This is a genomic window from Cytophagales bacterium, from assembly GCA_033344775.1.
Lineage (GTDB): Bacteria > Bacteroidota > Bacteroidia > Cytophagales > Cyclobacteriaceae > JAWPMT01.
In genome coordinates this window covers 2,131,856-2,156,884 of sequence record JAWPMT010000005.1, presented here as the reverse complement: position 1 = coordinate 2,156,884, position 25,029 = coordinate 2,131,856, and the positions used below count along the sequence as shown (strand labels likewise).

The window sequence follows — 25,029 nt, the reverse complement described above, 5'->3', positions numbered from 1 at the left end:
TCGCACCTGTGTTTCTGGCTTCTGCAACCTTGTAGAACGCTGTTTCACGCGTGTTTCTGTATTCTGCAGGTTTGCAGAACACTATTTCATGTGTGATTAAGGATTCCCTTCACCCAACCCCAACTCCTTAATCACCTCCCGGATATTCGGGTTGTCTATTTTGATCCTCAGCTTAGCTTGATGATAGTACAGGATGCGGTCTGCATACATCTGTTCAAGTTTTTCTCGGATTGATGTATTGTGAAATAATGGCCTTTGATCTTCTTGTTCGATTCTTTTTAGAAGCACATCCATCGGGGGATCAAGAAAGATGGTGGTCCCAAAGGTGTTCATGAATTTCATGTTGCCATGAAAGCAAGGTGCTCCTCCACCTGTGGCGACGATCAGATCACCGGGTGTTTGTGCTAAAGAATGTAAGACATTTCGTTCTGCAGATCGGAAATAGGTTTCGCCTTCTTCCTTGAAGATTTCTGTTACAGATTTTCCTTCGATCCGTTCCAATTCATGATCTACATCGGTCACTCGCCACTCCAAAGCATCGGCTAGCAACCGTCCTAATGTTGTTTTTCCCGCACCAGGCATGCCTATCAGGAAGATCTTTCTGTCCATTAGCGGATGATTCGATGGATCTCACTGGCAGAAGGCGTGTCATTGTGATGCCATTTTCCCAACACAATGCCATTATTCAATAGGATAAAGCCAGGATTGGACCGTACGATCGTTTTCAGCACCGTCGCGTCTGCGAAGAAATAAGGGGTAGCAATTTGATGCTCATGCCGGAAACTTTCAAATTGTTCTGGGCCAGAAGCAGTAAGTATCCAGGTTTCCACTCCTTTCACAGATAGAAATAGTGTCTTCATGTCTTCCAGATTGTCGATATCCGTTTTATCGGTATTGTACATGATGGCGACCAGCTTTTGTCCAGAAAGCAACTCTTCGGTGTACTCACCATCATCATTCCAAACCGACAAGTCTGTGATCTTGGGTTGAACTTCAGGATTCAGGACATCCAGTGAAATGAACTTATATGACTTATCCGTAGGATAGGTGGGGAAAGAATACTCTTTGCCGTCCTTTTCCATGATGTAGGCATATTCCAGTTCTCCGCTTGGCAGCATCAATTCTGGAATGTTATTCCCGATGGCGTAAGTACGGAAATCAATGAAAGGTAGATGCCGTATGGCAGTGATTGCTACGACAACAAAGATGAGGGTAGATGCGGCTACGGTGATCATACCCACTTTTTCTGAAAGAAATGCGGGGATCTTTTTCCTGAATCGGAAGATGAAAACGATCAGAACAAGTAAAATGATGTCTTTGTAAAAGGATTGCCAGGGTGTCAATTTGATGGCGTCACCAAAACACCCACAGTCAGTCACCTTATTGAAATAGGCAGAATAGAAGGTGAGGAAGGTGAAAAACACGATCATCAAAAGCAGTACCCAGGAGGTGAGATTGACCCGGTATCCGATCAATAGCGCAATCCCCAGAACAATTTCCAGCACACTGAGAAACACAGATAAGAAAAGTGCGGCAGGAACAAAAATTTCAAAGAAAGGGGCAATGTCGTAGGCGAAGACCTCAAAATATTCTTCGAGTTTAATCGCGGTACCGATGGGATCATTGACTTTGATGGCGCCGGAGAAGATGAATAATCCGCCGACCATGAATCTTGCTAATTCTTGTAAAATTCTCATGTGTTCTCTTTGACTGAAGAGCTAATTATTAGCCCAAAATACACGACTTTTGCGGACAATAGCAACGAGAGCTATATCATCGCTTATAGAGTACTTGTAAAAGGTGGATTCAATCAATATTCAGGGACAATTGTTTGATTTCAGGATTCCCAGGCTTATGGGAATTCTCAATGTAACGCCAGATTCCTTCTATGCAGGAAGTCGCGTACAAGAAATGGAAAGCATTTTGACCAGGGCCGAAACGCATATCAGTGCAGGGGCCACTTTTTTAGATATTGGAGGTTATTCTTCAAGACCGGGTGCTGTTGATATTCCCGAAAAAGAAGAACTTCAACGGGTGTTGGAACCCATCAAAGCCGTGACCAACGCCTTTCCGCAAGCCATTGTTTCTATTGATACCTTTCGATCGGGAGTCGCGCGAGAAGCCATCGAGGCAGGGGCGCATATGATCAATGATATTTCAGGAGGGCGCCTGGATACGGAAATCATTCCCGTGGCTGGGGATTTGCAGGTGCCATTTATCGGGATGCATATGAAAGGTTCTCCGCAAACCATGAAACATTTAGCGGAATATGACGATTTACTTACTGAGATGATGTCTTATTTCGGCGAAATGCTGGAAAGGGCTTATAAATACCACGTGAAGGACGTGATTATTGATCCTGGGTTTGGCTTTGCTAAAAATATTGACCAAAACTTTCAATTGCTGCGATCTTTAGCGTATTTTAAGAATCTCGAGAAACCACTACTTGTAGGTGTTTCCAGAAAATCCATGATCCACCGGACATTGGGTATTACCGCAGAAGAGTCGCTCAATGGTACTTCAGTACTGAATACAGTAGCTATTTTGAATGGGGCATCCATCCTGAGGGTCCATGACGTGAAGGAAGCTAAGGAGGTTGTGGAATTAACGCGGAGGATAAAAGAGTGATACTGGGATTTAAATTAGGATTTCTGGAAATAACCATCGTTGACATCATTGATGTGACCTTGGTGACCATCCTGTTGTCCCAGGCCTATAAACTCATTCGCGGAAGCTTAGCCATTCGGGTATTCCTCGGTTTTATCTTTTTGTACCTGCTGTTTCTGGTAGTAGATGCCGCTGGCATGGAGCTGGTAACCACCATTCTTGGACAATTCATGGGTGTGGGAGTTTTGGCGGTGATCATCCTTTTTCAGCAGGAGATTCGAAAATTCCTGCTATTAGTGGGCAGAACGACGGCCCTGGATGATGGGCAATTGGTGAAAAACATCAAAGGGATCTGGTCCCCGGATAAGCGCGCCATAAGGTCTGATGTGACTTCTATTGTAGATGCCGCCAAGGTGCTTAGCGGCAGTGAAACCGGAGCATTGATTGTGCTTTCCCGAAATTCTGAACTGAAATTCTACGCCGATTCCGGAGATCGGATGGAAGCCGTGATCTCAAAACGTTTACTGCTCTCCATTTTCAATAAATTCAGTCCTCTTCACGATGGTGCAGTGATCATCTATAGAAATAAAATCGTGGCGGCACGTTGTATTCTGCCGGTTACAGAACGAGATGATATTCCGGCACAATTTGGTTTGAGGCACCGTGCAGCGATTGGCATGTCTGAAATTACCGACACCCTGCTCATCGTCGTTTCTGAGGAGACCGGTCAGATCTCTATTGTCAAACAAGGCAGTTTCATGGAGAACCTTACGGCAAAAGAGCTACGGTCTGAAATCAACCAGTACCTCATGGAAGATACAGGCAGGCGGAACGGACGAAATAATCCTGATAATACAACGAATACCAAGGATAATCCTTCTAACGAAGAAAGCCCTAAGATCGAGGAGATAGCACCGATAGGGTAATTATTCTCCATCACTTACGAGATGATGTATTTCAGTGTTTATCATTGATCATTGTAGAAAAATACTTTCAGCATGTTGAGATTCATCCTATTAACCTCGTTCACTTGTTTTGCCATTGTACTGCAGGCACAATTTGGTCAGTATGGAATTATTTACCCGGAAAAAAGCTCCAAAGGGAACGATTGTTGTGTCTATTTTCCTAAGACCGGACAGCTTCCGTTGTATGATCGACCAAACGGTTCGAAAGTAGGTCAGCTTCAGCGCAAAGGACTGGACTCCTCAGGAAATGAAGATCCGTATACTTTGGTCTTCATCAACCTGAAAAATGACACAACGGAGCTAGATTTCTGGGGGGACTTGAAAGAAGTAGGATATGAGGTGATGGCAATCAGTTTCCACCAGTATCAGGATGGATACATAAAAATACTTCCAGACCAGGCTTCTATTTGGGCATCACAAGAAGACCTTGAAAAGTTAGGTTTTAGGAGTTTGTGCTATCAGGAGTTCATGGCTGAAATGTCCGGGAAAGTACTAGGGTTTTATATTGAGCATCCACTCAATTTAAGAAGCGGCCCTTCGGCTTCACATGAAAAACTGGAGACACTTACCTTCTTACATGAAATCAGTTTAACGGGGGTACATCAAGGTCAATGGAGTCAGGTCAAGGTCATCAAGTTGAATAAGGAAAGATGTGAAGGAGAGGTGATTGAGGAGTATGAGCTAGAAGGATGGATCAAAGTAATTGATGAAGAAGGCAATCTGAATATTTGGTACTATACCAGAGGATGTTAAAATTTACAGGATGAAATTATACTTTCTGCTGTTCTTGCTCGTATCATTTGCTTCGTTTGGTCAAAGCCATGAGGTCATTGCTATTACTTCAGATGAAAGGATCCTGCATGGACATATTAATGATGAATATCCAATTACCGTCTACCTGAAAGTTGCAGGTCACTCGGACAATTTAGGGTATGTACATGCCGTCGGTGGTTGGTACAAATATGATAAAGTAGAAATTCCAATTCCCTTAGCGGGAATATGGACTGGAGGTCAATTACATTTATTTGCTTCTGAAGATGTCAATTTTTTGAAGGGAATAGAAAATCTGGTCTATGAAAGAGAAGAAGGCACTCAGTATCTGGACAATCACATTTATGAACTGGAGTCTTTTGCCGAAAACATACCTGTGATTACGGAAAGGTTTCATCTCGATTTTGAGGAGTACAGACTTCAAGGGAAATGGAAGAATAACGATAAGGAGTTTTGGGTATCGCTCAACAGCTCAAGTAGCGAAATCCTCAAGACCGTTCAATTCCTGAAGCTGCCCAATGGTAAATTTTTTGACTTGTCAAATTTGTCCTTGCCCGGCAGAACAAACTACGAAATAGAGGCGATTGCCAATGGAGGTAAAAACATCCTGCTTCATTATAACTATCATGCCAACTTGAACTATATGGGTAGATGTGGTGGAGCTACTACTTCGGGAAAGCTGGCATTGGTTTTTGATGAATCATTTGCTCTGCTAAATGAATCACAAGCAGAGTTTGACAACTGCTACATCGATCTAACCGTTGATGACCTGGTGAAAGTATCTGAAACCATTACAGAATATACAATCATGGATTACAGCTCATCAAAAAAACACGTTTATGTGATTGATTCCGAAAACGCGACCATTCAAAAGCAGTAGCGATAATTTCTTTTGTGTTTTTGTGCTAAGCTATCGGTGCTTCGTCGGCCTTCATCTGTTTATCGTACAATTCCTTAAATACACCATTTGCTGCCAGCAGGCTTTCATTGGTCCCCTGCTCCACAACTTTTCCTTCGTGCAGTACGATGATCTTGTCGGCTAACTTGGCCGAAGAAACCCGGTGAGAGATTACAACGGACGTCCTTCCCTTCATGATCTTGGCCATGGAATTGAGGATGGTGTTCTCCGTTTTAGTGTCTACTGCAGAAAGTGCATCATCCAGGATAAGAATGCGCGGTGATCGTGAGATCGCACGAGCAATTGAGACACGCTGTTTTTGACCACCGGATAAGGTAATACCACGCTCACCTACCTTGGTATCGAATCCTTCTGGGAATCGCTCTATATTTTCTAACAGGTCTGCATCCTTTGCTGCCTGAATAATATCGGATTCGCTCATGTCTGGTTTACCAAATGCAATGTTGTTACGAATGGTCTCGGAGAAAAGGAAGACATCCTGTGGAACAAATCCGATCTGGCTGCGCAGGCTGGACAAGTTGTAATCTTTGATGTTGTTTTCATCTACTGCAATGTTTCCTTCATCAATATCATACATGCGGCAGATCAGGTTGGCAATGGTGCTTTTTCCCGAACCTGTCGTACCAACGATGGCCAAAGATTCCCCGGGAAACACTTCGAAAGACACTTCCTTAAGGGCCTCTATACCCGAATCAGGATAGGTAAAACTGACTTGATCGAAAACTAAATGCCCCTCAAGTTCCTTCTCAAGGTCTTTCTGAGAAATGATGTCGTTTTTGGTATCTAAAAACTCATTGATCCTTTTCTGAGAAGCAGCTGCCCGCTGAATGATACTGGTAATCCATCCCAGAGAAGTCACCGGCCAGGTCAGCATGTTTACGTAGATGATGAATTCGGCAATATTTCCTGTCGTGATCTGGCCTTTGAAAACTTCAACCCCACCGATGTATACCGTAAGGATCACACTTAAGCCGATCAACCCCATGATCAAAGGTAAAAACAAGGCATTGACAAAAGCCAGTCGCAAGGATTTGGTTTTGTAATCATCACTCTCCGTTTCAAAATCTCCGGCAATGTTGTCTTCACGAACATAAGCTTTGATCACCCGAATGCCAGAAAATGCTTCTTGAACAAAAGTAGACAGGTTGGACAAACTGCGTTGGATTTCCTCGGATCGCTTGTTGATGATGTTGTTGACGAAATAGATGCTGATGGACAACAGTGGCAACGGCAACAGCGAATAGGCAGTCAAAGTCGGATTGATTGAGATCATGAACGGGATCACCATCAGGAAAAGTGTAAATAGGTTGATGCCGTACATGATTGCCGGCCCGATGTACATCCGTACTTTGCTCACATCCTCTGAGATCCGGGCCATGAGGTCTCCGGTGTTGTTCTTTCTGTAAAAGCTCAGCGGCAGGGTTTGGTAGTGCTGATAGATCTCATTCTTTTGATCATATTCGATGTGGCGCGACATCACAATGATGGTCTGGCGCATGAAAAACATAAAGATTCCTTTCAATAGGGCCGAAATCAAAATCAGTACACCCAGGATCAGAATACTAGCAGCGAAAAGGCTGTAGGTTTCTCCTTGTAGCTCACTGCCATTAAACAAAGCATAGATGTCGAAACTATTTTCTAACAAGTCAAAAGCATGCCGAACTGCCCAGGCTGGAATGATCGAAAAGAAATTTGAAATGATAATAAACAGGGTGCCCAACAAAAGATGAAACTTGTATTTGAGCAGGTACTTATTTAGGACAGAAAGATCTTTCACAGAATATTATTTTCGGTTCGTTTTAAAGCCCGAAATTCTTTGTGGTCAAATATTTTTTTGATGCGTTCCAAAGACAGCACATAAGGAAGACAACATTAGTCCATCAAATGTTTATTTCTTTAAAAACAGCTAATTTTGGCGTCATTTTCAGATTAACCCACGAATATAAACACCTCCACAGGAGAATTGATTCAAAGGTAAATTGCATAACTCTAAATTCTTTCGAAATGATCGAAACCAAACACCAAACTGATACCCCTTCAGTGTTCGAGCAGATGAGCGACATGGAACACGAACAGTTGGTATTTTGCAATGATGAAGCAACAGGCCTAAAGGCGATTATTGCCTTACACAATACGGTACTCGGTCCAGGCATGGGAGGGACTCGCATGTGGAATTACACCTCAGAGGAGGAAGCTGTAAAAGACGTACTTCGCTTATCTCGGGGGATGACATTCAAAAATGCGATCGCCGGATTGAACATTGGAGGAGGAAAAGCGGTGATCATTGGAGATGCACGAAAACTAAAAAACGAAGCATTCATGCGTCGCTTCGGAAGATTTGTAGATAGCATTGGTGGTAGATACTGGACGGCCGAAGACGTGAACATGGGCACACGTGATATGGAATACGTCCGTATGGAAACCCAGTATGTCGCAGGTATTCCTGTGAGCATGGGTGGCTCAGGTGATCCAAGTCCGGTGACTGCTTTTGGTGTGTACATGGGAATGAAAGCATCTGCCAAAAAAGTTTATGGCTCAGATAGCCTGGAAGGAAAGAAAGTAATGGTGCAAGGTGCCGGGCATGTCGGGACCTATTTGATCGAATATCTGAATAAAGAAGGTGCTCAGGTGATGGTGAGCGATATTTTTGAAGACAAGCTTGCTGCAGTGACCAAAAACCATCAGGTGACCGTCGTAGATCCTGATCAGGTTTACACCACCGAAATGGACATTTATGCACCTTGCGCATTGGGGGCTACCCTAAATGACGATACCATCGGGAAATTGAACTGTACCATCGTGGCTGGTGGTGCGAATAATCAGTTGGATGATGAAGTCCGTCACGGAAATCAACTCAAAGAACAAGGCATCCTTTACGCTCCTGATTTTCTGATCAATAGTGGGGGGATCACCAATGTATATTACGAAATGCAGGGCAATCACAACCTTGAGCGGGTCATGTCTCAGACCGAGAGAATCTATGACGTTTGCCTTGAAGTTATCGAGTACGCTGAAAAAAATGACGTGACTACTCACAAAGCCGCATTAGATTTGGCCTTGAAAAGAATTGAGCAAATCGGAAAAGTAAAACTTGCTTACTAAATCATTCATCAATCAACCAGGTAATAAATTAAGATGCTGAACAGGCGGATTCTTAGGGTCAAAGCAATGCAAGCATTGTATGGCTACCATTTAGCCATCGAATCGCTACGCGAAATTGCGGCCGAGGAGCTGGCAGACCATTTCAAGTGGGATCCGGCGATCCACGATTCGCTGGATAAAAAGCATCATGAGCAGCAGCAAAGAATTGCCAAGAAGCATTTCTTTGATACGCTCAAAGGACTGGATCCTGCCATCGAAGATGAAGAGACGGCAGCCCTGGTCAAAGACCACATGCGTATTTTGGACCAGCGCATCGTCGATGAGCATCGTGCTGGTCGCAAGCGAATGGAAGAGGAGATCCAGAACATTTATCACCTCTACCTAAAGTTGTTGTTGGTGCCTTCAGAAGTGGCTTTCATTGAGACCCAGGAGAAGGATCGCAAAGCCAAAAGTCTAACGAATCAGGAGGGTGGCTTTGGTTATCACTACATCAACAACCCGTTGGTCAAAGCGTTGAGCACATTCCAGCCACTGCTGAAGGAAACGATCGACAAAAAGATCAGCTGGGACGCAGAAAGGAATGACTTGCGTGGTTGGTACAAAGATATCTGGAGCAAAAACGAAGCGTTTCTGGATTACCAGGCATTAAAAGAACCTTCTGAGGAAGAGCACATCACTGCGGCCAAACTGCTGACCAAGCAGTTGATCTTCAAAGAAGAGGTGATTGACGAGTTCATGGCCGCCCAGGATCTTCATTGGAGTGAAAATAAGTCTATCGTACGGAGTATGGTGACAAAAACGGTGCAGAGCTTTGAGCCGAATCTGGAAGAATCTTTCGAATTGAAATCTCTGAGCTTGAACGAAACAGATGATTTCAAATACTTCCGGATCCTGTTTGATGAGACCATCAAGAAGGAGCATGACTTTGAAGCATTGTTGGCCGGGAAAACCAAAAACTGGGACATGTCTCGAGTAGCGACGCTGGATAAGATGATATTGAAACTGGCCCTGACGGAAATGATCAATTTCCCAAGCATTCCGGTGAAAGTGACAATCAATGAATTCATTGAAATCTCCAAGCAATACAGCACGCCCAAAAGCAAACAATTTATAAATGGTATTTTGGATGTTTTGGCAAACGAGCTAACTTCGGATGGAACGATAAAGAAGAGCGGGCGAGGACTAATTGACAATAAGTAAAGACACATTTTATCATGAGCAGAGGATCAGGAACTTCATTTTTAACCTTTCTTATTGGCCTAATCGCCGGTGGTATCCTGGGATTGCTATATGCGCCTGAGAAGGGTTCGCACACAAGAGACAAGCTTTCTTTCTTGCTGGACAAATACAAGAAAAAGTCTGAAGAGATCTTGGAAGAATTACTGGAAGGCAAGACCAAAGTACAAAGTGAGGCCAAAGCCGAAGGCGAAAAGATCATCAGTGGTGCCAAAGAAAAGGCCGAAAAATTACTGGATGATGTGAATGGATTGATGGATCAGATCAAGAAAAGCTGATCTGATTTGTCGGATTTAACACATCATTAGGATTTCAGTAAAAGTTAGAGACTAACTTTTCGATAGTTTTACGGTTGTAAGAATTAGTAGGCCACGGAAAGGCACGATTTAATCAAATAATATTCGAATGAAAAAAGCATTGTTAATCCTTTTTGTAGGGGCACTTGTGGCAAGCTGCTCAAACAAAGAAACTGAAGCTCGAATTGCCAAACTAGAAGGCAAAGTAGCCGAGCTGGAAGCAAAGAACGGAACTGCAAAAACAGCTCCTTTTACTCCTGGAAATACCACCGCTCCTGCTCAACCAGAGGTGAAGCCTGACGGACCACTGCCTTCTTTTGAGTTCACCGAAGTAGATCACGATTTCGGAACCATCAACGAAGGCGATATCGTAGATCATGTATTTACATTTGCAAACAATGGCGACGCGCCTTTGATCATCTCTAGTGCAACTGCTTCTTGTGGATGTACTGTGCCACAGTGGCCAAGAGAGCCTATCCCGGTAGGAGGTACTGGCGAGATCAAAGTGCAGTTCAACAGCCGCAAAAAACCTGGTATCCAGAATAAAACTGTAACGATTACGGCAAACACGTATCCTAAGATCAGCCGCTTGAAAATCAAAGCGAACGTGATCAAAGGAGACCAGCCGTCTTAATTTCATAAGATGATTCAAACCCTATTAATGCAAGCAGGAATTGGTGGCAATTATGGCCAGTTTATCATGCTGGGAGGAATGGTAGCAGTATTCTATCTGTTTTTCATTCGTCCTCAGCAGAAGAAGCAAAAAGAATCCAAGAAGTTCATTGAAGCGATCAACAAAGGCGACAAAGTCGTGACCATGGGAGGTATTCATGGTAAGGTGGCTTCCGTGGATGAGTCCACCGTGACCTTGGACGTAGATCGAGGCAATAAGCTGGTGGTGGAGAAATCCTCCATTTCATTGGATGCTTCTAAACGCTACGACGCAAAATCTTGATGCAAATGCGATAAATGGCAGGAAAGGGGTTTTTTAATAGTCTCAATAGCTGGAAGGTAGTGTTGCTCTCATTGTTAGGAGCCACTACCTTTTGGTTTTTTAATGAACTCAACAAAGAGTACACCACACGATTGATCTATCCCCTCAAGTTCAATTTCGAACGGGAAAATGTCGTGATCATGCAACCCTTGCCAGAATCCATCAAAGTAGATGTGTCCGGTGGAGGTTGGAACCTGCTCAGAAGGACGTTCATCCTATTCAATCCCACCCCACTCACCATTGAACTCGACAATCCGACACTGATCCGGTTTTATTCCAGATCTTCTTTACTTCCGGTGGTCCGGGATCAACTGAGTGAACTTCAGGTGAACTACCTGATGACAGATACACTCTATTTGCACATAGAGGAAAAACTGTCCAAGAAAGTAGCTGTTCAGATCGATTCATCGGCAATACAGATGCGAGATGATTATCGGATCATCTCCCCATTGACCACTTCACTAGACTCAGTTGAATTTATTGGTCCGAAGAGTTTTATCGATAGCCTGGAAAGTCCTTTTATTGTCAGGATTACCGAATCCAATATCGATGATGATTTCGATGAAAACATTGAGATCCCACTTGCCGATGAAGATGTCATTGAAGCCATACCAGAGGAGGTCCAGGTACTTTTCGAGGTAGAGCGCTTCGACCGTTTATCGGTGGCAGTTCCTTTTGATATACTCAACTTTCCGGAAGATTCTTCGGCCTTGCCCAACATTGATCAGATTGAGGTGAATTTCACTGTTCCCCGTTCACAAAGTAGGGATTATGAAGCTTCCGATTTTGGCATCACTGTGGATTTCAACCTGTTGGATGAAAGTGATTCTAGCATTTTTCCAATCATGATCTATTTCCCGGAAGAGGCTATCGAGATAGACATGATGCCTGACACCATTCGGGTCGTTTATCCCCAACCCAATTGAAGACCGTAGGTATAACCGGAGGTATCGGTGCGGGAAAGAGCATCGTGAGTCGGATATTCCAAACATTGGGTGCTCCTGTCTATGATGCAGATAGCAGAGCAAAAAGACTCATGAACGAACATGAGGCGATCAGAGAGCAAGTAATTGAACTGTTTGGGGCAGAGAGTTATGATCAGGGAGTACTTAATCGCGAACATATCGGCAAGATTGCATTCCATCAGCCTAAACGCTTAGAACAATTGAATGCGGTAGTCCATCCGGCTGTAGCAGAAGATTTTGCAAATTGGGCCCAGGAACAATCCTTTAGTTACGTTTTGAAAGAAGCAGCATTGTTGGTGGAAACAGGCTCATACAAATCCCTGGACTACCTTATATTGGTTTCGGCACCCGTGGACATCAGAACACAGCGAGTATTAAAGCGAGATCCACACCGCAACGCAAAGGATGTACAAGCCATCATTGAAAGACAACTTTCCGAAGAGCAAAAAGCAGCAATTGCTCAAACGATCATTACCAATGACGAGTCCCAATTAGTGATCCCACAAGTGCTGCGTACACATGCCGAGTTAGTTTGATTTTCCTGGGTTAAATCCAAAACAACCTAAAGAATTCCCATCTGACACATTAAATGTCATTTTTCCGAACAATGATTTTGGAGTGATAGTTATGAAAGTCTTAACTTCCAATCAGAATCTCATTGAATGAATTGGTTTAGGAAAAATCTTTTAGAGGCTGGTGTCGACCCAGCCATGCCCAATATTGTTAAAAGCAGGCTGATATTCACCAATGGCTTGAGCCTTTTCATATTTACCCTGATTTCTTTACAGACACTCTATCAGTCGTCTGTTGGTTTAAAAGGGGCTGCGGGTGAAGGCTTGTATTTTCTTCCTATACCGATCATATCGCTTTTACTCAATCGCTTTATTAGCCATCAAGCAGGGAGGGTTACTTTGCTTTTGGGATCAGTAGGATTTCTGATCATTTCGTTTTATATCTTCAATCTGGAAGCCATTGCCAATGAGGTAGATAAGGGGATTATTCGAGTTCAGAATGCGCGCCTGTATTTTTTGCCGATCATTGTTGGAGCTACCATTATTTTTGATTTTCGACGAGAAAAGTGGCTATTCAACATGGTGGTGATCACCATCTTTTTCTGTTTCGTATTCTTTGAGCCGATCCAGGACATCCTGGGACTGCCGATTTATGACATGCCCTACGAAGATACGAGTTTGAAATCCTTCAAGACGATCTTACTGACGGTTACGATACTTATTTTGTTCGAACTCTATTTGCTGGTTTATATCAATATCAGCTATGAAAATGACATTGTATCCAAGCAAGATGAATTGACCAGGCAGAAGTATCTGGCAGATGAAAATGCCAAAAATTTGCAGGTAGAGCAGCGAAACCTCACCGGAGCCATCAACCAAATGCAACAGCTGATCAATCAGATCCTGGAATCGGGAGATTACAACCAGCGCATGAACATGGATACCAAGTCCGAGGATTATAAGGTTTTGCAAGAGTCGACCAATAATTTGTTGGAATCCTTGTTAGTCCCTTTCAATGAGATCAATCATGTAACGGAGCAGATGTCACAAGGCAATCTATCTACAAGGTTTGATGCAGACGTAAAAGGGGATTGGTTTCGCATAAGCCTGAATTTGAATGATGCCTTGGCAAGGATCTCAGGACATTTGTCCGAACTCATGGTGAAATCCGAGGCCATTCAAAGCATTGCTCAGGAGAGTACGAATCACAGTCAAAACATGGGCGAAGAAGTGGAAGGGATTCGAACTTCCATTTCCGAAATACAAACTGGCGCGTCCAGACAGGTTGAACAAGTCAATCATGCCTTTTCATTGATCGAGAACATCATGCAATCTTCAGAGGACATGCATACGTTGGCCAAATCCATTGAGGACATGTCCAACACAGGAGCAGACCAGAGTGAACATGGATTGCAGCTGGTTCAGGAGATCAGTGGAAACATGTCCAGGATACTGAGTCAGTTCCAGGTTGGAAATGATGTGATCAAAGAACTGAAAGATCAATCTCGTCAGATCAATGCAATCATTACCATCATTCAGGAGATCGCTGCACAAACTAACCTTTTGGCGTTAAACGCAGCCATTGAGGCGGCTCAGGCCGGAGAGGCGGGTCGCGGGTTTGCCATTATTGCTTCACAAATCAGGTTGTTAGCGGAGCAATCCAAGCAATCATCCAAAGAGATTGAAGACCTTGTTAGCAACATCCAGAGTTCCGCAAATACCACTTCAAAATTGATTGAAGACATCACTCAGGTGGTCGAAGAAGGGGAGCAGACCACCCATAATGCAACGGATAGCTTTCAGGAAATTGTGGAATCCTATCAAGGTACCAAGACATTATCTAACAAGATTGTGATGTCTACTCAGCAACAGAATGATGACATCAAAGAAGTAATCGTAGCAACGGAGCAAGTAATTGTGATCTCGGAAGAAACAGCGGCCGGTGCACAGCAGGTGAATGCTACCTCCGAATCGGTTGTGCAATCCATAGAAGCCAATCACGAAAACATCCGGAGGGTCCAGTCTATCGTCGAGGAACTGTCCGGAAAGACCCGGGAATTGAAGGTGTGATAGGAATTTACCCAGGGTTGTGGTGCAATCCCCATTTCGAAATTACCTTGGGGAAAGACGACTTTCGAGGAGACATCCTCTTTAAAGTAAATGTTCGTATCATATTACACTGCTTTAAATATCCTTTTCCCGCTAACAGTTGTCCAAATTAGGTCCACTGGTTTACAGAGTCTTTCACTTTTTCAGACAGAACGACGGATAGTTTGATCTGAGACATCTCAAGTAGGATTTTCTCCGTAACATTGAGGAAACAAATCCTAAAACAAAATGAGAAAATTGATCGCCTGCTGTACAGCATTGATATCTGTATTGATGCTTCACGGGCAAACCAAACTGATCGAGAAGGTCGAGAAGACTGGGGACGATCTTGTGATTCCCTATGAAAAATATCAACTGGACAATGGCCTTACGCTGATCATTCATGAAGATCACTCTGACCCACTGGTTCATGTAGATGTTACTTACCATGTTGGTTCGGCCAGAGAAGAACTTCAAAGATCGGGTTTTGCTCACTTCTTTGAGCACATGATGTTCCAGGGTTCGGACAATGTGGCCGACGAAGAACATTTCAAAATTGTCACAGAATCCGGAGGGACGCTAAATGGAACGACCAATCGCGACAGGACTAATTACTTTGAGACGGTACCAAGTAATCAGCTGGAAACCATGCTTTGGTTGGAAGCAGATCGCATGGGCTTTCTCCTGGATGCCGTAACTCCTGAAAAATTCGAAGTTCAAAGAGCCACCGTAAAAAACGAGAAAGGACAGAACTACCTCAACAGACCTTACGGACTGTGGAGTGAAAAAACCATGGAAGCCCTATATCCTTATGGACACCCATATTCCTGGTTAACGATTGGTTTGTTGAAAGATTTGGATAGTGCAAATCTGGATGACCTGAAGAATTTCTTCATGCGTTGGTATGGCCCAAATAATGCTGCTGTTTCCGTAGGTGGAGATGTTAACCCGCAAGAGGTGATCAAACTGGTTGAGAAATATTTTGGCTCTATTCCTGCTGGACCAGAGGTAGAGAAAATGGAGCTTGACCTGGTTTCCGTAGGGGAAGACCGATACATTTCACATATCGATCGGAACATTCGATTCCCGGCGGTCATGTTCACTTATCCTTCTGTTCCCGCGATGCACCCGGATGAAGCGGCATTAGATTGCCTTTCCGAGATATTAGGTGTGGGCCAAAGCTCTTACTTTTTCAAGAAGTTTGTATTGACACAAAAAGCGATTCAGGCTTCAGTATTCCACCCTACCTCAGAGCTGTCCGGTGAGTTTACCATGTTTGTTTTGCCATACCCGGGACAAACACTGACTCAGTTTGCAGAAGAGATGAGAAACATTCTGGATGAATTTGCAGAAAATGGAGTTTCTCAAGCAGACCTGGAAAAGTTCAAAGCCAGTAGAGAATCTAGTGTAATCAATGGCCTGGCCAGTGTGAGCGGTAAACTTTCAAGATTGGCCCGATATCAGTACATGTTTGAAAACCCGAATATGATCAACACTGATTTGCAGCGTTACCTGGACATCACCGCCGAAGATGTAATGAGAGTGTTCAATAAATACATCTATGGAAAAAATGGGGTGATCCTGAGCTACTTACCGAATGAAGAAACTGCTCCTGTGGCAGAAGATAATTTTGAGAAGCCAACAAGTGGAAACAATCCATTTCCTACAACAGATTATACCGGACTTACTTACAACAAGCCCACCAATGAATCTTTCGATCGAAGCAAGCAGCCAACACCAGGTGCCAGTCCTTTGGTAAAGGTGCCTGAATTCTGGGAAACAGAATTTGACAATGGCATCAAAGTCATTGGAACAAAAAGTGATGAGATCCCTACGGTGGCCGTTCGATTGACCCTGAATGGAGGACATAAGTTCGACGCGAATGACCCTTCAAAAAGTGGCCTGGCGCAAATTACAGCTGGATTACTCAACGAATCTACCGAGAACTACACGGCGGAAGAGATGCAGGAAGAGCTTCGTAAGATCGGAAGTTCTATCAATATTTCAGGAGGACGTAGCTCTACCACGGTCAGTGTCAACACCTTGAAGAAAAACCTGGCACGTACCATGGAGCTGGTGGAAGAAAAACTATTGCGTCCCGGATTTGCCCAAGCCGATTTTGATCGAGTGATCAAGCAGCAAATGGAAAGCATCATTGCGAGTCAAAAAGATCCGGGATCCATTGCGTCGCAGGTGTACAACAAGTTATTGTACGGCGATAATCACATCTTCTCCTCACCAGCAGGAGGGATAGAAGGAACCGTGAAAAACATTACGCTGGATGATGTGAAAGCTTTTTACGCGAGTTACTATTCGCCGAATCTGGGCGAACTAGTGATCGTAGGTGATGTTGATCGAGATGAGGTCCTTCCCGAGTTAGCGTTTTTGAAAAACTGGGAGAATAAGAATGTAAAAATTCCGGAAATGCCAAAAGCGAAGCCTGCGGATAAGACCAAATTGTACCTGGTGGACAAAGTAGATGCACCTCAGTCTCAGATCAGAATTGGCTACATGACAGGAATGGAATACGATGCTACCGGCGAATATTTTAAGTCCTTCTTGATGAATTATCCATTAGGTGGAGCATTTAATAGTAGAATTAACCTGAACCTAAGAGAAGACAAAGGCTGGACCTACGGGGCAAGAGGCTTCTTTTCTTCTTCTGAGGATGAGGGATCGTTTACTGCGCTGGCAGGTGTGCTGGGAACAGCGACGGATAGCTCTGTGGTAGAATTCATGAAAGAGATCAGCGAATACAGGGAGCGAGGTATAACCGATGATGAATTGGCTTTCATGAGAAAGTCCATTGGTCAGCGTGATGCCAGAAGCTATGAAACTCCTGGTCAAAAGGCGAGCTTCCTGAGAAGGATCGTACATTATGACCTGGATCGTTCTTATGTAGATGAGCAAACTAAGATCATCAACACCATTACCAAGGAAGAGATCAACGATCTTGCCAAGAAATACCTGGACGATGACCAGTTCTATATTTTGGTGGTAGGAGATGGCGCCAGCAACCGTGAAAAGCTTAGAAAACTAGGTTACGACATGGTTGAGCTCGACGCTAAAGGTGATGTAGTTGAAGACATGACCGTCGACACCAAGAAATAATCAATCATTCTGATTGAATTGAAAAAGAAGCTGTCTCGAAAGGGGCAGCTTTTTTGTTTAAGTGCTTTGGCGTTTATTGATATTGGGACTAACTCCCAAGTTGTTGGTTGACATACTGGTTCAAAAGCAACATGAATTCTTTAGGATTATCTAATCCGTTGGATTGTCCATGATGGACAAAATAGAAATCACGCATGGCTTTGAACATGGCCCACTGTTTTTCACTAGTCTCAGCATTACTGTTAGCAGCAGTCCACAAAGCGAAGGTCTTTTCTTCAGTATGGTGACGAACTGCTTCAGAACATTCCTTGTACCTTTTCACCGATTGATTGATCAACAATTGACGCTGGAAAGCCAGCGCATCTTTATGTTCAAATACCTCCTTATTGAAAAGCTGTTCAAATTGTTGGTAATCCTTGATCACTTGTGCGATCGATTGATATCGGGTATCATGGTACGAGAAAAGTGCTTCCTCATAGCCCATTAAGTCCTTGAAATAATGATAAAAGCTGGACCTATTAAGCCCCATCAGATTTGATAGCTTTTCAACATTGAGCGCCTCAAGGCCAATTTCCCCGAATAGTTGATAACCCGTTTTTATCCATTTGAGCCGGTTATCTACTGTTTTTTCCATGAATTTCGATTTGTTCTGTACACGAATGTACAAACCTGCAGACCACTAACCCTCGTTTGATCCATCGAATTTTCACTTCTAAATGAAATGGCAATGATTCAAAAAACTTCAAACGCGTTTATTGCGGCCTCCTGGGTCGCCTTGTTGGTAGGAATGATTGGGTATTTGGTAGGCCTCTGGCGCGCCGAGATCGCACTCAGTGAAAAGGGTTATTACTTCGCTATTCTCATGTTCGGACTTTTTTCTGTGATATCAGTGCAAAAAAGTGTTCGAGACAGGTTAGAGGGGTTACAGGTCACTGATCTGTATTATGGTCTCTCCTGGTTTTCAACGATCCTCTCCATCATCTTATTGGTGATTGGACTATGGAATGCAGATATGCTCCCAAGCGAGAAGGGATTTTATGCTTTTGCCTTTATCCTGGCAACTTTCGGAGCAGTGGCAGTACAAAAGAATACCAGAGATGATTTAGCGATCAGGAGGCAGCAAGAGGGGGATTCTTTGTCTGCTTAATTGTCAAGTTCTCTGTAGAATGGAATATTAAAAAAGGCACCCGAGGGTGCCTTTTTTCGATCTAGATAGTTAGATGGCGGTTTAATCTTAGAATCAGTACTTTTCAGTCCTCAATGCTAGGTAAAGCCGGCTTATATGAACACAGGCATGACGAATGTCAGGTTGACTAGGTACGGCTGGCCAGGTGTCCCCCAAAGCCAGAGAGCTAAGGCCGAAATTTTAATGTACAGAAGTCATTCCATTTATGGAATCTTTGAAAATCGTAATGAACATACCTTTTCGAGCAAAGACTCCCCGGGGAGTGACCTTAGCTTAATGGTATAGAATTGTCCCTGAGCCTGTCGAATGTAAGATTGAACCTGTCGATACCCTAAATACACCGGTTAATCAGATTCTCTAAATACTCCTGTTTGCCGCTGATCTGTGCGGGCTCGCCATTTTCATGAGCGAAAGCATGTAGGTCTGACAATGAGAGATTCCCCTCTTCATAAGCTTTGCCCAGCCCCGTATCATAAGAAGCATATCGCCCTTTTACTCGAGCATCATAATCTGTATCGTTAAGTAATTTCTCAGTGATCAGTAGTGCTCTTGCAAACGCATCGATACCACCAATATGAGCATGGAATAAGTCCTCCAGGTCTGTGGAATTCCTTCGACGTTTCGCATCGAAGTTGACGCCACCTCCCTGCAATCCATCGGATTTAACAATGACCAGCATGCTTTCCACCAATTCTGTTAAGTTGATCGGAAACTGATCCGTATCCCAGCCATTTTGATAGTCACCACGATTCGCATCAATGCTGCCCAGCATGTTCGCATTGGCGGCTACTTGCAACTCGTGTTGGAAGGTATGACCGGCAAGTGTTGCATGATTCACTTCGATGTTGATCTTAAAGTCATCCTGTAATCCGTATTGATTAAGGAATCCAACCACGGTGGCACTGTCAAAATCATATTGGTGCTTGCTAGGTTCAGCTGGTTTTGGTTCGATAAAGAATGTGCCATTGAATCCTTGTCCCCGTGCATAGTCCCGGGCCATGGTCAGAAATTGGCCCATATGATCCAACTCACGCTTCATGTCCGTATTCAGTAAGCTCATGTAGCCCTCACGACCACCCCAAAACACATAATTCTCACCACCAAGGGCAATGGTAGCATCGATCGCATTTTTCAGTTGGGCACCTGCGTAAGCCAGTGTGTTGAAATCAGGATTGGTGGAAGCGCCATTCATGTAGCGTGGATTGCTGAATAAATTGGCAGTTCCCCAGAGTACCTTAATGTTATTCCCCTTTTTCTTTTCAATGCCATAATTCACAATGGCATCGAGACGTTGCTCAAATTCCTTCAATGTGGGGCCTTCATCCACCAGATCCACATCGTGAAAGCAAAAGTATTCCAGGCCAAGCTTCGAAATAAACTCAAAGGCAGCATCCATTTTGTCTTTGGCTCGCGCTACCGCATCGGACTTTTTGTCCCATGGAAATTCAATGGTCCCTGGACCAAAGGGATCGCCACCCGTGTTGCAGAAGGAGTGCCAGTAAGCGATGGCAAATTTGAAGTGATCCTTCATTTTCTTTCCCAGAACCTCTTGCTCCGAGTTGTAATATTGATAAGCAAAAGGATTATCTGATCCTGGTCCCTCAAACGGAATATCTCCGATTCCGGGGAAAAATTCTTGTGCTCCGATGATTGCCATGACTAAAGTGTGGTTAGTGTTTAATGAAGTGAGCTAAATTATTTTTCCAATCTTGGTAAGCATCAGTGTAAGCCGACTGATCTACCGCATTGGGTTCAATGGTTTTAATTTCTTTGAGGTTGTCGAACGCTTCTTTTCGGCTCCAATTACCAATACCCACGCCTGCAGCCCGAGCTGCCCCTTCGGCACCGTCTGTTTCCAACAATTGTAGTGGTACCCCAGTTGTATTCACAAAAACTGATTGGAAAAGGTCACTTTGGAAAAGATTGGCCATGCCTGCCTTCATCACCATGACATCAATTCCCATTTCCTGAAAAACTTCTAATCCGTAGTTCATCGCGAATACAATGCCTTCCTGAGCTGCTCGAATTAGATGCGGCCGGTCGTGTCGATTTAGATCTAATTGATGCAAATGGGCAAACACATTCTGATTTCCCAATAATCGTTCTGCACCATTGCCGAATGGGAAAAATTGCAGGCCTTCCGATCCAATGGAAGCCTTGGCAGCTTCCTGATTCATCTGATCGTAACCCATCAATGGAGCGGAGGTACTTAATACTTGTCTCAGCCAGCTATATAAAATGCCACATCCATTCACGCAAAGCAATACCCCGTTTCTGGGATTTTCCAGAGTATCAATTACATGTAAGAAAGAATTTACACGCTGGGTGGGGTCGAATCGGTTTTGATCATCCACTGCATAAATGACAGCAGAAGTTCCGGCAGTAGTAGCTACTTCTCCGGGTTCAAACACATTGAGGGAAAGTGCATTATTGGGCTGATCACCGGCACGATAAGCAATAGGAATTCCCGCGGGAATTCCAAGCTCATCCGCAGCAGACGAAGATACCTGACATTGGATTCCTATATTCGGAACCAGTTCAGGAATAAGCGCGGCTTCGAATCCAAAACTGTCTATAACATCCTCTGATAAAGAGCGTGACTGGAAATCCCAGAAGATACCTTCAGATAGTCCTGAGGCCGTAGTTTGCACTGCTCCCGAAAGCTTCATTGCCAGATAGTCACCTGGTAGCATGATGTGTTTGATCTGCTCGAACTTTTCAGGCTCGTGATGCTTCACCCAGCCCAGTTTGGAAGCTGTGAAATTACCAGGTGAATTAAGTAGTGTACTTAATGCTTTGTTCGACCCGATTTTGGCAAAGGCCGCATCTCCCTGGTTTACTGCACGAGAATCACACCAGATGATAGAAGGCCGAACCAGATGCTGATCTGCATCTATCGCTACTAAACCATGCATCTGATAAGCGATGCCAATGGCCCCAATATCGGATAGGTCCACACGCTTTTTCAACAATAGCAATGCATCCTTCAATACTTGCCACCAATTTTCAGGGTCTTGCTCGGCCCAACCTGGTTGAGGCGATTGGATCGCCATTTCTGTTTTAGGATATTGTTCATTACCAAGGCACTTACCGGATTCGCTATCAACAACCGCGACTTTGATGGAGGAACTTCCCAAATCTATACCGAGTAATTTCATCTGTGATGATGGGGTTACAACGAAGAATGACCTCCAATTTAAAAGAATTGCACCGTTCCTTAATTGGCAACGTTTGCAAGAGAATTGGAAAATAGTTGACGATGCAATGAGCAATAATTTTTAAACAACAAATCATTGATTGATCGTGATGTATGGCGGAATGTGATTAATATTAGATTTGTAAAAACAAGTTTAGGAAATGCTTAAAATCAAAAGTTATCTCGTGATCATCATGGCTTGTCTGTCGACGGTTGTCTACGGCCAGTTACAGCAGGATTTGGCGACGATGAAAGCATTGCACAGCCATTTAAGGTCATCGCACTTTTTTGAGGGCCCCCATTCTTATCAAAGAATAGATGATAATGTCGATGAACTTGTCCGCATTTTTCGTGAAGCACAAAATTCAGAGGTCGCAGATTTTGAGGCGGTTTTGGAATATCTGGATATCAACTCCCCAGTATCAAATGAATTCAAACTGGAAAAAAATAGCTGCCAGGCATTGGTTCTGCTGGACTATGTTTTACTAAGGTCAATGGTAGCTCAAAGTCCGGGGTATCTGCCGGAGGATGAAAACTCTTGTAACGTGGTATACGACTTGCAAGAAAAACTTTTGACACTTGAAGAGATCAAACGGTCGGATATTGCCCGATACAATTTGTTGACTTCCCGATATATTGAGGATTTCAAAATATTTGATATCGGTAAAGAAGTAAACAATGTCTTGAACCGATCGAGATATTACGACTTTCTTAAGTGCTTGAGTGCGAAGGACTCAATAGTACAGATGACCAACACGATATTTGAAAACCAGTCGCCGATCAAAGACCGTGGAATCCGATTTCTAGAACTGAATTTCGAAGATCAGCATCATCAGGGACATATCAGTTCAAAACAATTTATGATTCAGTTCAATGATGGGGACCTGATTGAATTTGCCCCAGGTCATTTCGAAGTTTGTGAGAAACAAAATCGAGACGCGCTGCAACAAAGCATTTCAATATTAGCAGAAGTAATAAGCGCCTTAAATGAAATGACCTGGAATGGTAGAGGGTTTCATTTGATTTTAAAAGGAGAGGCAAACAGGAGATCCTTTGAAGGAAGATTCTCAACATACAACTGCCTCAATTTGGATCTGGACGTTTTTCAGGACTTTTCAATTTATGAACCTCTCAATGCATTTGAGCAAACCAATGATGACTTTTTGGATCAATATGTGGAGAAAATACATATGTTAAGGGAGCTTCCGGGAGGCACGGTGGTCGAAGATCTCTATTTCTATAATTCGGATCTACCCGATATGCGTGCTCGGTATTTACAGCAGTTTTTCACGGATACTTTCGAAAGAGATGACCAGGGATTAAAAGCGAACATTTCAATTCTGAGAGGTGAGGTCATGCGTGAAAAAAATGCTGAAAATCGTTCAGTGGCGTTAATCTTCGTCATCGATGAAGAGACTTTTAGGAATGATTTAAAAGAATTACCGATAAGTCAGTTACACAATTCTCGATTGGCCAAAATGATTAAATCAAAATAATCGCCAATTCCTGATAGAAGCGGAAAGTAGTTCAGTAGAGGTTGGTAACGTTTGCAAGCGTAAGATTCCCAATTTACCGCTGTATTCTTATTGTCGTAGGCTGGATTCGACTTTTAAATTCCCCACAATCCCTCATCTTTGTGTTTGGTTGAAGATTTTTTAAGAAGACCTAAGATGAAGAAGGCTTTATTGATATTGGCGATTGCTGTTTTTTCTTTCAGTTGCGAAAAGGATGAATCATACAAACAAATTTTGACAGATCCGGAGACCTATCAGGCCTCCATGAAGAAACTGACAGATGTTATTGTCTACGATATTTTCTCACCTCCGGTCGCCTCAAGGGTTTATGTGTACCCCAATATTGCAGCTTACGAAGTGATCCGATACCTGGACCCTAACAAATATGTATCAATGGGTGGCCAATTGACAGATTTCACCGAGGCGCCTGCACCTACTGGAGAAATTGATCTAAATCTGGCAAGCTTACACGCTTTTCTACAAGTTGGAAAAGCATTGATTTTTTCTGAAGCCAAGATTGATGAGTATCGCGAACGACTTTATCAAAGGCTCTCGGACCATGGTTTACCTTCAAGTTTGAAAGAAAACTCGCTTGCATATGGGGAGACCGTAGCCAATCACATCCTGACCTGGGCAGATAAAGACATGTACAAGCAGACACGGACTTTTCCGAAGTATACGATCCAGGACGTGGATGCCAAATGGAAACCAACACCTCCGGATTATATGGAAGGCATTGAGCCACACTGGAGAGAGATCAGACCCATGGTCATCGATTCAGCCGAGCAGTTTGAACCCATCGATCCGGAAGCGTTCAGTCTGGAAGAAGGAACGGAGTTTTATCGACAGTTAATTGAAGTGTACGAGGTAGGAAAAAACCTCGACAAGGATCAAAAAGAAATCGCGGAGTTCTGGGATTGTAATCCTTATGTGTCCCATCACCGCGGACACGCCATGTTTGCAACCAAAAAGATCACTCCAGGTGGCCACTGGATGGGCATTGTTGCTATCGCAACGCGACAGGCGCAGAACAGCTTCGACGAGACCATAGAAGTTTACGCAAGAACTTCCGTTGCACTTTTCGATGGCTTTATCAGCTGTTGGGATGAGAAATGGCGCAGCATTGTGGTGCGTCCCGAGACGGTCATCAACCAGTACCTGGATGAAGATTGGTTACCGTTGTTACAAACACCACCATTCCCGGAATACACCAGCGGGCATAGCGTCATATCTCGGGCAGCTGCGATCACGCTTACGGATTATTATGGTGATGGCTTTGCATTCAATGATACGACGGAAGTAGAATATGGACTAACAGAAAGAAAGTTTGATTCATTTCTACATGCTTCAGAAGAAGCGGCAATCAGCAGGCTTTATGGTGGCATCCACTACATGATGGCCATTGATAATGGCGTAACCCAGGGAGAAGAAGTAGGAAAGCATGTGGTGGCTAAACTCCAAACAAGAAAATCAACCGAAGCATCTAATCAATGATGATTCGAATAGTAAAATAAATTTAAGTTACGGTGGCTAGTCCCCTTTCTAAGGGGGTGGCCGTAGGCCTGGG

Annotated in this window: 22 protein-coding genes; 16 read left to right on the top strand and 6 right to left on the bottom strand. The window is 43.7% G+C overall.

Annotation, left to right across the window (positions count from 1 at the left end; all coding sequences use genetic code 11):
- Positions 1-96 precede the first annotated feature (96 nt).
- Positions 97-609, bottom strand: coding sequence for a shikimate kinase (locus tag R8G66_26745; protein MDW3195998.1), 513 nt, complete (start codon positions 607-609; stop codon positions 97-99).
- Positions 609-1,697 carry a DoxX family protein gene (locus R8G66_26740; GenBank protein MDW3195997.1) on the bottom strand — a complete coding sequence of 363 codons (1,089 nt, stop codon included), beginning with the start codon at positions 1,695-1,697 and terminating at the stop codon, positions 609-611. The genes R8G66_26745 and R8G66_26740 overlap by 1 nt, the downstream gene beginning before the upstream one ends.
- A gap of 103 nt (positions 1,698-1,800) precedes the next feature.
- Between R8G66_26740 and folP the strand changes: the two genes are divergently transcribed.
- From folP to R8G66_26720, 4 genes are all read left to right on the top strand, one after another.
- Positions 1,801-2,628 (top strand): dihydropteroate synthase, encoded by an 828-nt coding sequence (folP, locus tag R8G66_26735; protein ID MDW3195996.1) that lies wholly within the window; start codon positions 1,801-1,803, stop codon positions 2,626-2,628.
- Positions 2,625-3,533 carry a diadenylate cyclase CdaA gene (gene cdaA / locus R8G66_26730; protein MDW3195995.1) on the top strand — a complete coding sequence of 303 codons (909 nt, stop codon included), beginning with the start codon at positions 2,625-2,627 and terminating at the stop codon, positions 3,531-3,533. The genes folP and cdaA overlap by 4 nt, the downstream gene beginning before the upstream one ends.
- 72 nt (positions 3,534-3,605) lie before the next feature.
- A complete protein-coding gene (locus R8G66_26725) occupies positions 3,606-4,325 on the top strand; it encodes an SH3 domain-containing protein (protein ID MDW3195994.1) in 720 nt (239 codons plus the stop codon).
- 10 nt (positions 4,326-4,335) lie between these two features.
- Positions 4,336-5,223: a hypothetical protein gene (locus R8G66_26720; GenBank protein ID MDW3195993.1), complete on the top strand. Its 888-nt coding sequence runs from the start codon at positions 4,336-4,338 to the stop codon at positions 5,221-5,223.
- 25 nt (positions 5,224-5,248) lie between these two features.
- On the opposite strand, the gene R8G66_26715 is transcribed toward R8G66_26720, so the two are convergent.
- A complete protein-coding gene (locus R8G66_26715; protein ID MDW3195992.1) occupies positions 5,249-7,039 on the bottom strand; it encodes an ABC transporter ATP-binding protein in 1,791 nt (596 codons plus the stop codon).
- Positions 7,040-7,266: 227 nt separating this feature from the next.
- Here R8G66_26715 and R8G66_26710 point away from each other — a divergent pair, with 227 nt between their 5' ends.
- From R8G66_26710 to R8G66_26670, 9 genes are all read left to right on the top strand, one after another.
- A complete protein-coding gene (locus tag R8G66_26710) occupies positions 7,267-8,364 on the top strand; it encodes a Glu/Leu/Phe/Val dehydrogenase (protein MDW3195991.1) in 1,098 nt (365 codons plus the stop codon).
- Between the two features lie 66 nt (positions 8,365-8,430).
- Positions 8,431-9,564, top strand: a complete 1,134-nt coding sequence (nusB, locus tag R8G66_26705) for a transcription antitermination factor NusB (GenBank protein ID MDW3195990.1) — start codon at positions 8,431-8,433, stop codon at positions 9,562-9,564.
- 14 nt (positions 9,565-9,578) lie between these two features.
- Positions 9,579-9,878: a YtxH domain-containing protein gene (locus R8G66_26700; GenBank protein ID MDW3195989.1), complete on the top strand. Its 300-nt coding sequence runs from the start codon at positions 9,579-9,581 to the stop codon at positions 9,876-9,878.
- Positions 9,879-10,005: 127 nt separating this feature from the next.
- Positions 10,006-10,530 (top strand): DUF1573 domain-containing protein, encoded by a 525-nt coding sequence (locus R8G66_26695; protein ID MDW3195988.1) that lies wholly within the window; start codon positions 10,006-10,008, stop codon positions 10,528-10,530.
- A gap of 9 nt (positions 10,531-10,539) precedes the next feature.
- Positions 10,540-10,851: a preprotein translocase subunit YajC gene (gene yajC, locus R8G66_26690; protein ID MDW3195987.1), complete on the top strand. Its 312-nt coding sequence runs from the start codon at positions 10,540-10,542 to the stop codon at positions 10,849-10,851.
- Positions 10,852-10,865: 14 nt separating this feature from the next.
- Positions 10,866-11,816, top strand: coding sequence for a hypothetical protein (locus R8G66_26685; GenBank protein ID MDW3195986.1), 951 nt, complete (start codon positions 10,866-10,868; stop codon positions 11,814-11,816).
- Complete coding sequence (gene coaE / locus R8G66_26680; GenBank protein MDW3195985.1) at positions 11,813-12,391, top strand: dephospho-CoA kinase; 579 nt, start codon at positions 11,813-11,815, stop codon at positions 12,389-12,391. The genes R8G66_26685 and coaE overlap by 4 nt, the downstream gene beginning before the upstream one ends.
- Before the next feature lie 126 nt (positions 12,392-12,517).
- On the top strand, positions 12,518-14,437 hold the full coding sequence (locus R8G66_26675; GenBank protein MDW3195984.1) for a methyl-accepting chemotaxis protein: 1,920 nt from the start codon (positions 12,518-12,520) through the stop codon (positions 14,435-14,437).
- Between the two features lie 267 nt (positions 14,438-14,704).
- Positions 14,705-17,566 (top strand): pitrilysin family protein, encoded by a 2,862-nt coding sequence (locus R8G66_26670; GenBank protein ID MDW3195983.1) that lies wholly within the window; start codon positions 14,705-14,707, stop codon positions 17,564-17,566.
- Between the two features lie 88 nt (positions 17,567-17,654).
- Here R8G66_26670 and R8G66_26665 read toward each other — a convergent pair whose 3' ends face one another.
- Positions 17,655-18,200: a TetR/AcrR family transcriptional regulator gene (locus tag R8G66_26665; GenBank protein MDW3195982.1), complete on the bottom strand. Its 546-nt coding sequence runs from the start codon at positions 18,198-18,200 to the stop codon at positions 17,655-17,657.
- Positions 18,201-18,293: 93 nt separating this feature from the next.
- Here R8G66_26665 and yiaA point away from each other — a divergent pair, with 93 nt between their 5' ends.
- Complete coding sequence (gene yiaA, locus R8G66_26660) at positions 18,294-18,713, top strand: inner membrane protein YiaA (GenBank protein ID MDW3195981.1); 420 nt, start codon at positions 18,294-18,296, stop codon at positions 18,711-18,713.
- Between the two features lie 370 nt (positions 18,714-19,083).
- On the opposite strand, the gene xylA is transcribed toward yiaA, so the two are convergent.
- Positions 19,084-20,409, bottom strand: a complete 1,326-nt coding sequence (gene xylA, locus R8G66_26655) for a xylose isomerase (protein ID MDW3195980.1) — start codon at positions 20,407-20,409, stop codon at positions 19,084-19,086.
- 13 nt (positions 20,410-20,422) lie between these two features.
- Positions 20,423-21,910, bottom strand: a complete 1,488-nt coding sequence (locus R8G66_26650; GenBank protein MDW3195979.1) for an FGGY family carbohydrate kinase — start codon at positions 21,908-21,910, stop codon at positions 20,423-20,425.
- Between the two features lie 199 nt (positions 21,911-22,109).
- Here R8G66_26650 and R8G66_26645 point away from each other — a divergent pair, with 199 nt between their 5' ends.
- Positions 22,110-23,444: a hypothetical protein gene (locus R8G66_26645; protein MDW3195978.1), complete on the top strand. Its 1,335-nt coding sequence runs from the start codon at positions 22,110-22,112 to the stop codon at positions 23,442-23,444.
- Between the two features lie 174 nt (positions 23,445-23,618).
- Positions 23,619-24,956, top strand: coding sequence for a vanadium-dependent haloperoxidase (locus R8G66_26640; protein ID MDW3195977.1), 1,338 nt, complete (start codon positions 23,619-23,621; stop codon positions 24,954-24,956).
- The last annotated feature ends 73 nt before the right edge of the window (positions 24,957-25,029 follow it).

Coding starts and splice junctions, on each gene's coding strand:
- xylA (MDW3195980.1), bottom strand. CDS start 20,409: ATGGCAATCATCGGAGCACAAGAATTTTTCCCCGGAATCGGAGATATT.
- R8G66_26650 (MDW3195979.1), bottom strand. CDS start 21,910: ATGAAATTACTCGGTATAGATTTGGGAAGTTCCTCCATCAAAGTCGCG.
- R8G66_26710 (MDW3195991.1), top strand. CDS start 7,267: ATGATCGAAACCAAACACCAAACTGATACCCCTTCAGTGTTCGAGCAG.
- R8G66_26745 (MDW3195998.1), bottom strand. CDS start 609: ATGGACAGAAAGATCTTCCTGATAGGCATGCCTGGTGCGGGAAAAACA.
- yajC (MDW3195987.1), top strand. CDS start 10,540: ATGATTCAAACCCTATTAATGCAAGCAGGAATTGGTGGCAATTATGGC.
- R8G66_26725 (MDW3195994.1), top strand. CDS start 3,606: ATGTTGAGATTCATCCTATTAACCTCGTTCACTTGTTTTGCCATTGTA.
- R8G66_26685 (MDW3195986.1), top strand. CDS start 10,866: ATGGCAGGAAAGGGGTTTTTTAATAGTCTCAATAGCTGGAAGGTAGTG.
- R8G66_26695 (MDW3195988.1), top strand. CDS start 10,006: ATGAAAAAAGCATTGTTAATCCTTTTTGTAGGGGCACTTGTGGCAAGC.
- R8G66_26665 (MDW3195982.1), bottom strand. CDS start 18,200: ATGGAAAAAACAGTAGATAACCGGCTCAAATGGATAAAAACGGGTTAT.
- R8G66_26740 (MDW3195997.1), bottom strand. CDS start 1,697: ATGAGAATTTTACAAGAATTAGCAAGATTCATGGTCGGCGGATTATTC.
- yiaA (MDW3195981.1), top strand. CDS start 18,294: ATGATTCAAAAAACTTCAAACGCGTTTATTGCGGCCTCCTGGGTCGCC.
- R8G66_26700 (MDW3195989.1), top strand. CDS start 9,579: ATGAGCAGAGGATCAGGAACTTCATTTTTAACCTTTCTTATTGGCCTA.
- nusB (MDW3195990.1), top strand. CDS start 8,431: ATGCAAGCATTGTATGGCTACCATTTAGCCATCGAATCGCTACGCGAA.
- R8G66_26645 (MDW3195978.1), top strand. CDS start 22,110: ATGCTTAAAATCAAAAGTTATCTCGTGATCATCATGGCTTGTCTGTCG.
- R8G66_26640 (MDW3195977.1), top strand. CDS start 23,619: ATGAAGAAGGCTTTATTGATATTGGCGATTGCTGTTTTTTCTTTCAGT.
- R8G66_26720 (MDW3195993.1), top strand. CDS start 4,336: ATGAAATTATACTTTCTGCTGTTCTTGCTCGTATCATTTGCTTCGTTT.
- R8G66_26670 (MDW3195983.1), top strand. CDS start 14,705: ATGAGAAAATTGATCGCCTGCTGTACAGCATTGATATCTGTATTGATG.
- R8G66_26675 (MDW3195984.1), top strand. CDS start 12,518: ATGAATTGGTTTAGGAAAAATCTTTTAGAGGCTGGTGTCGACCCAGCC.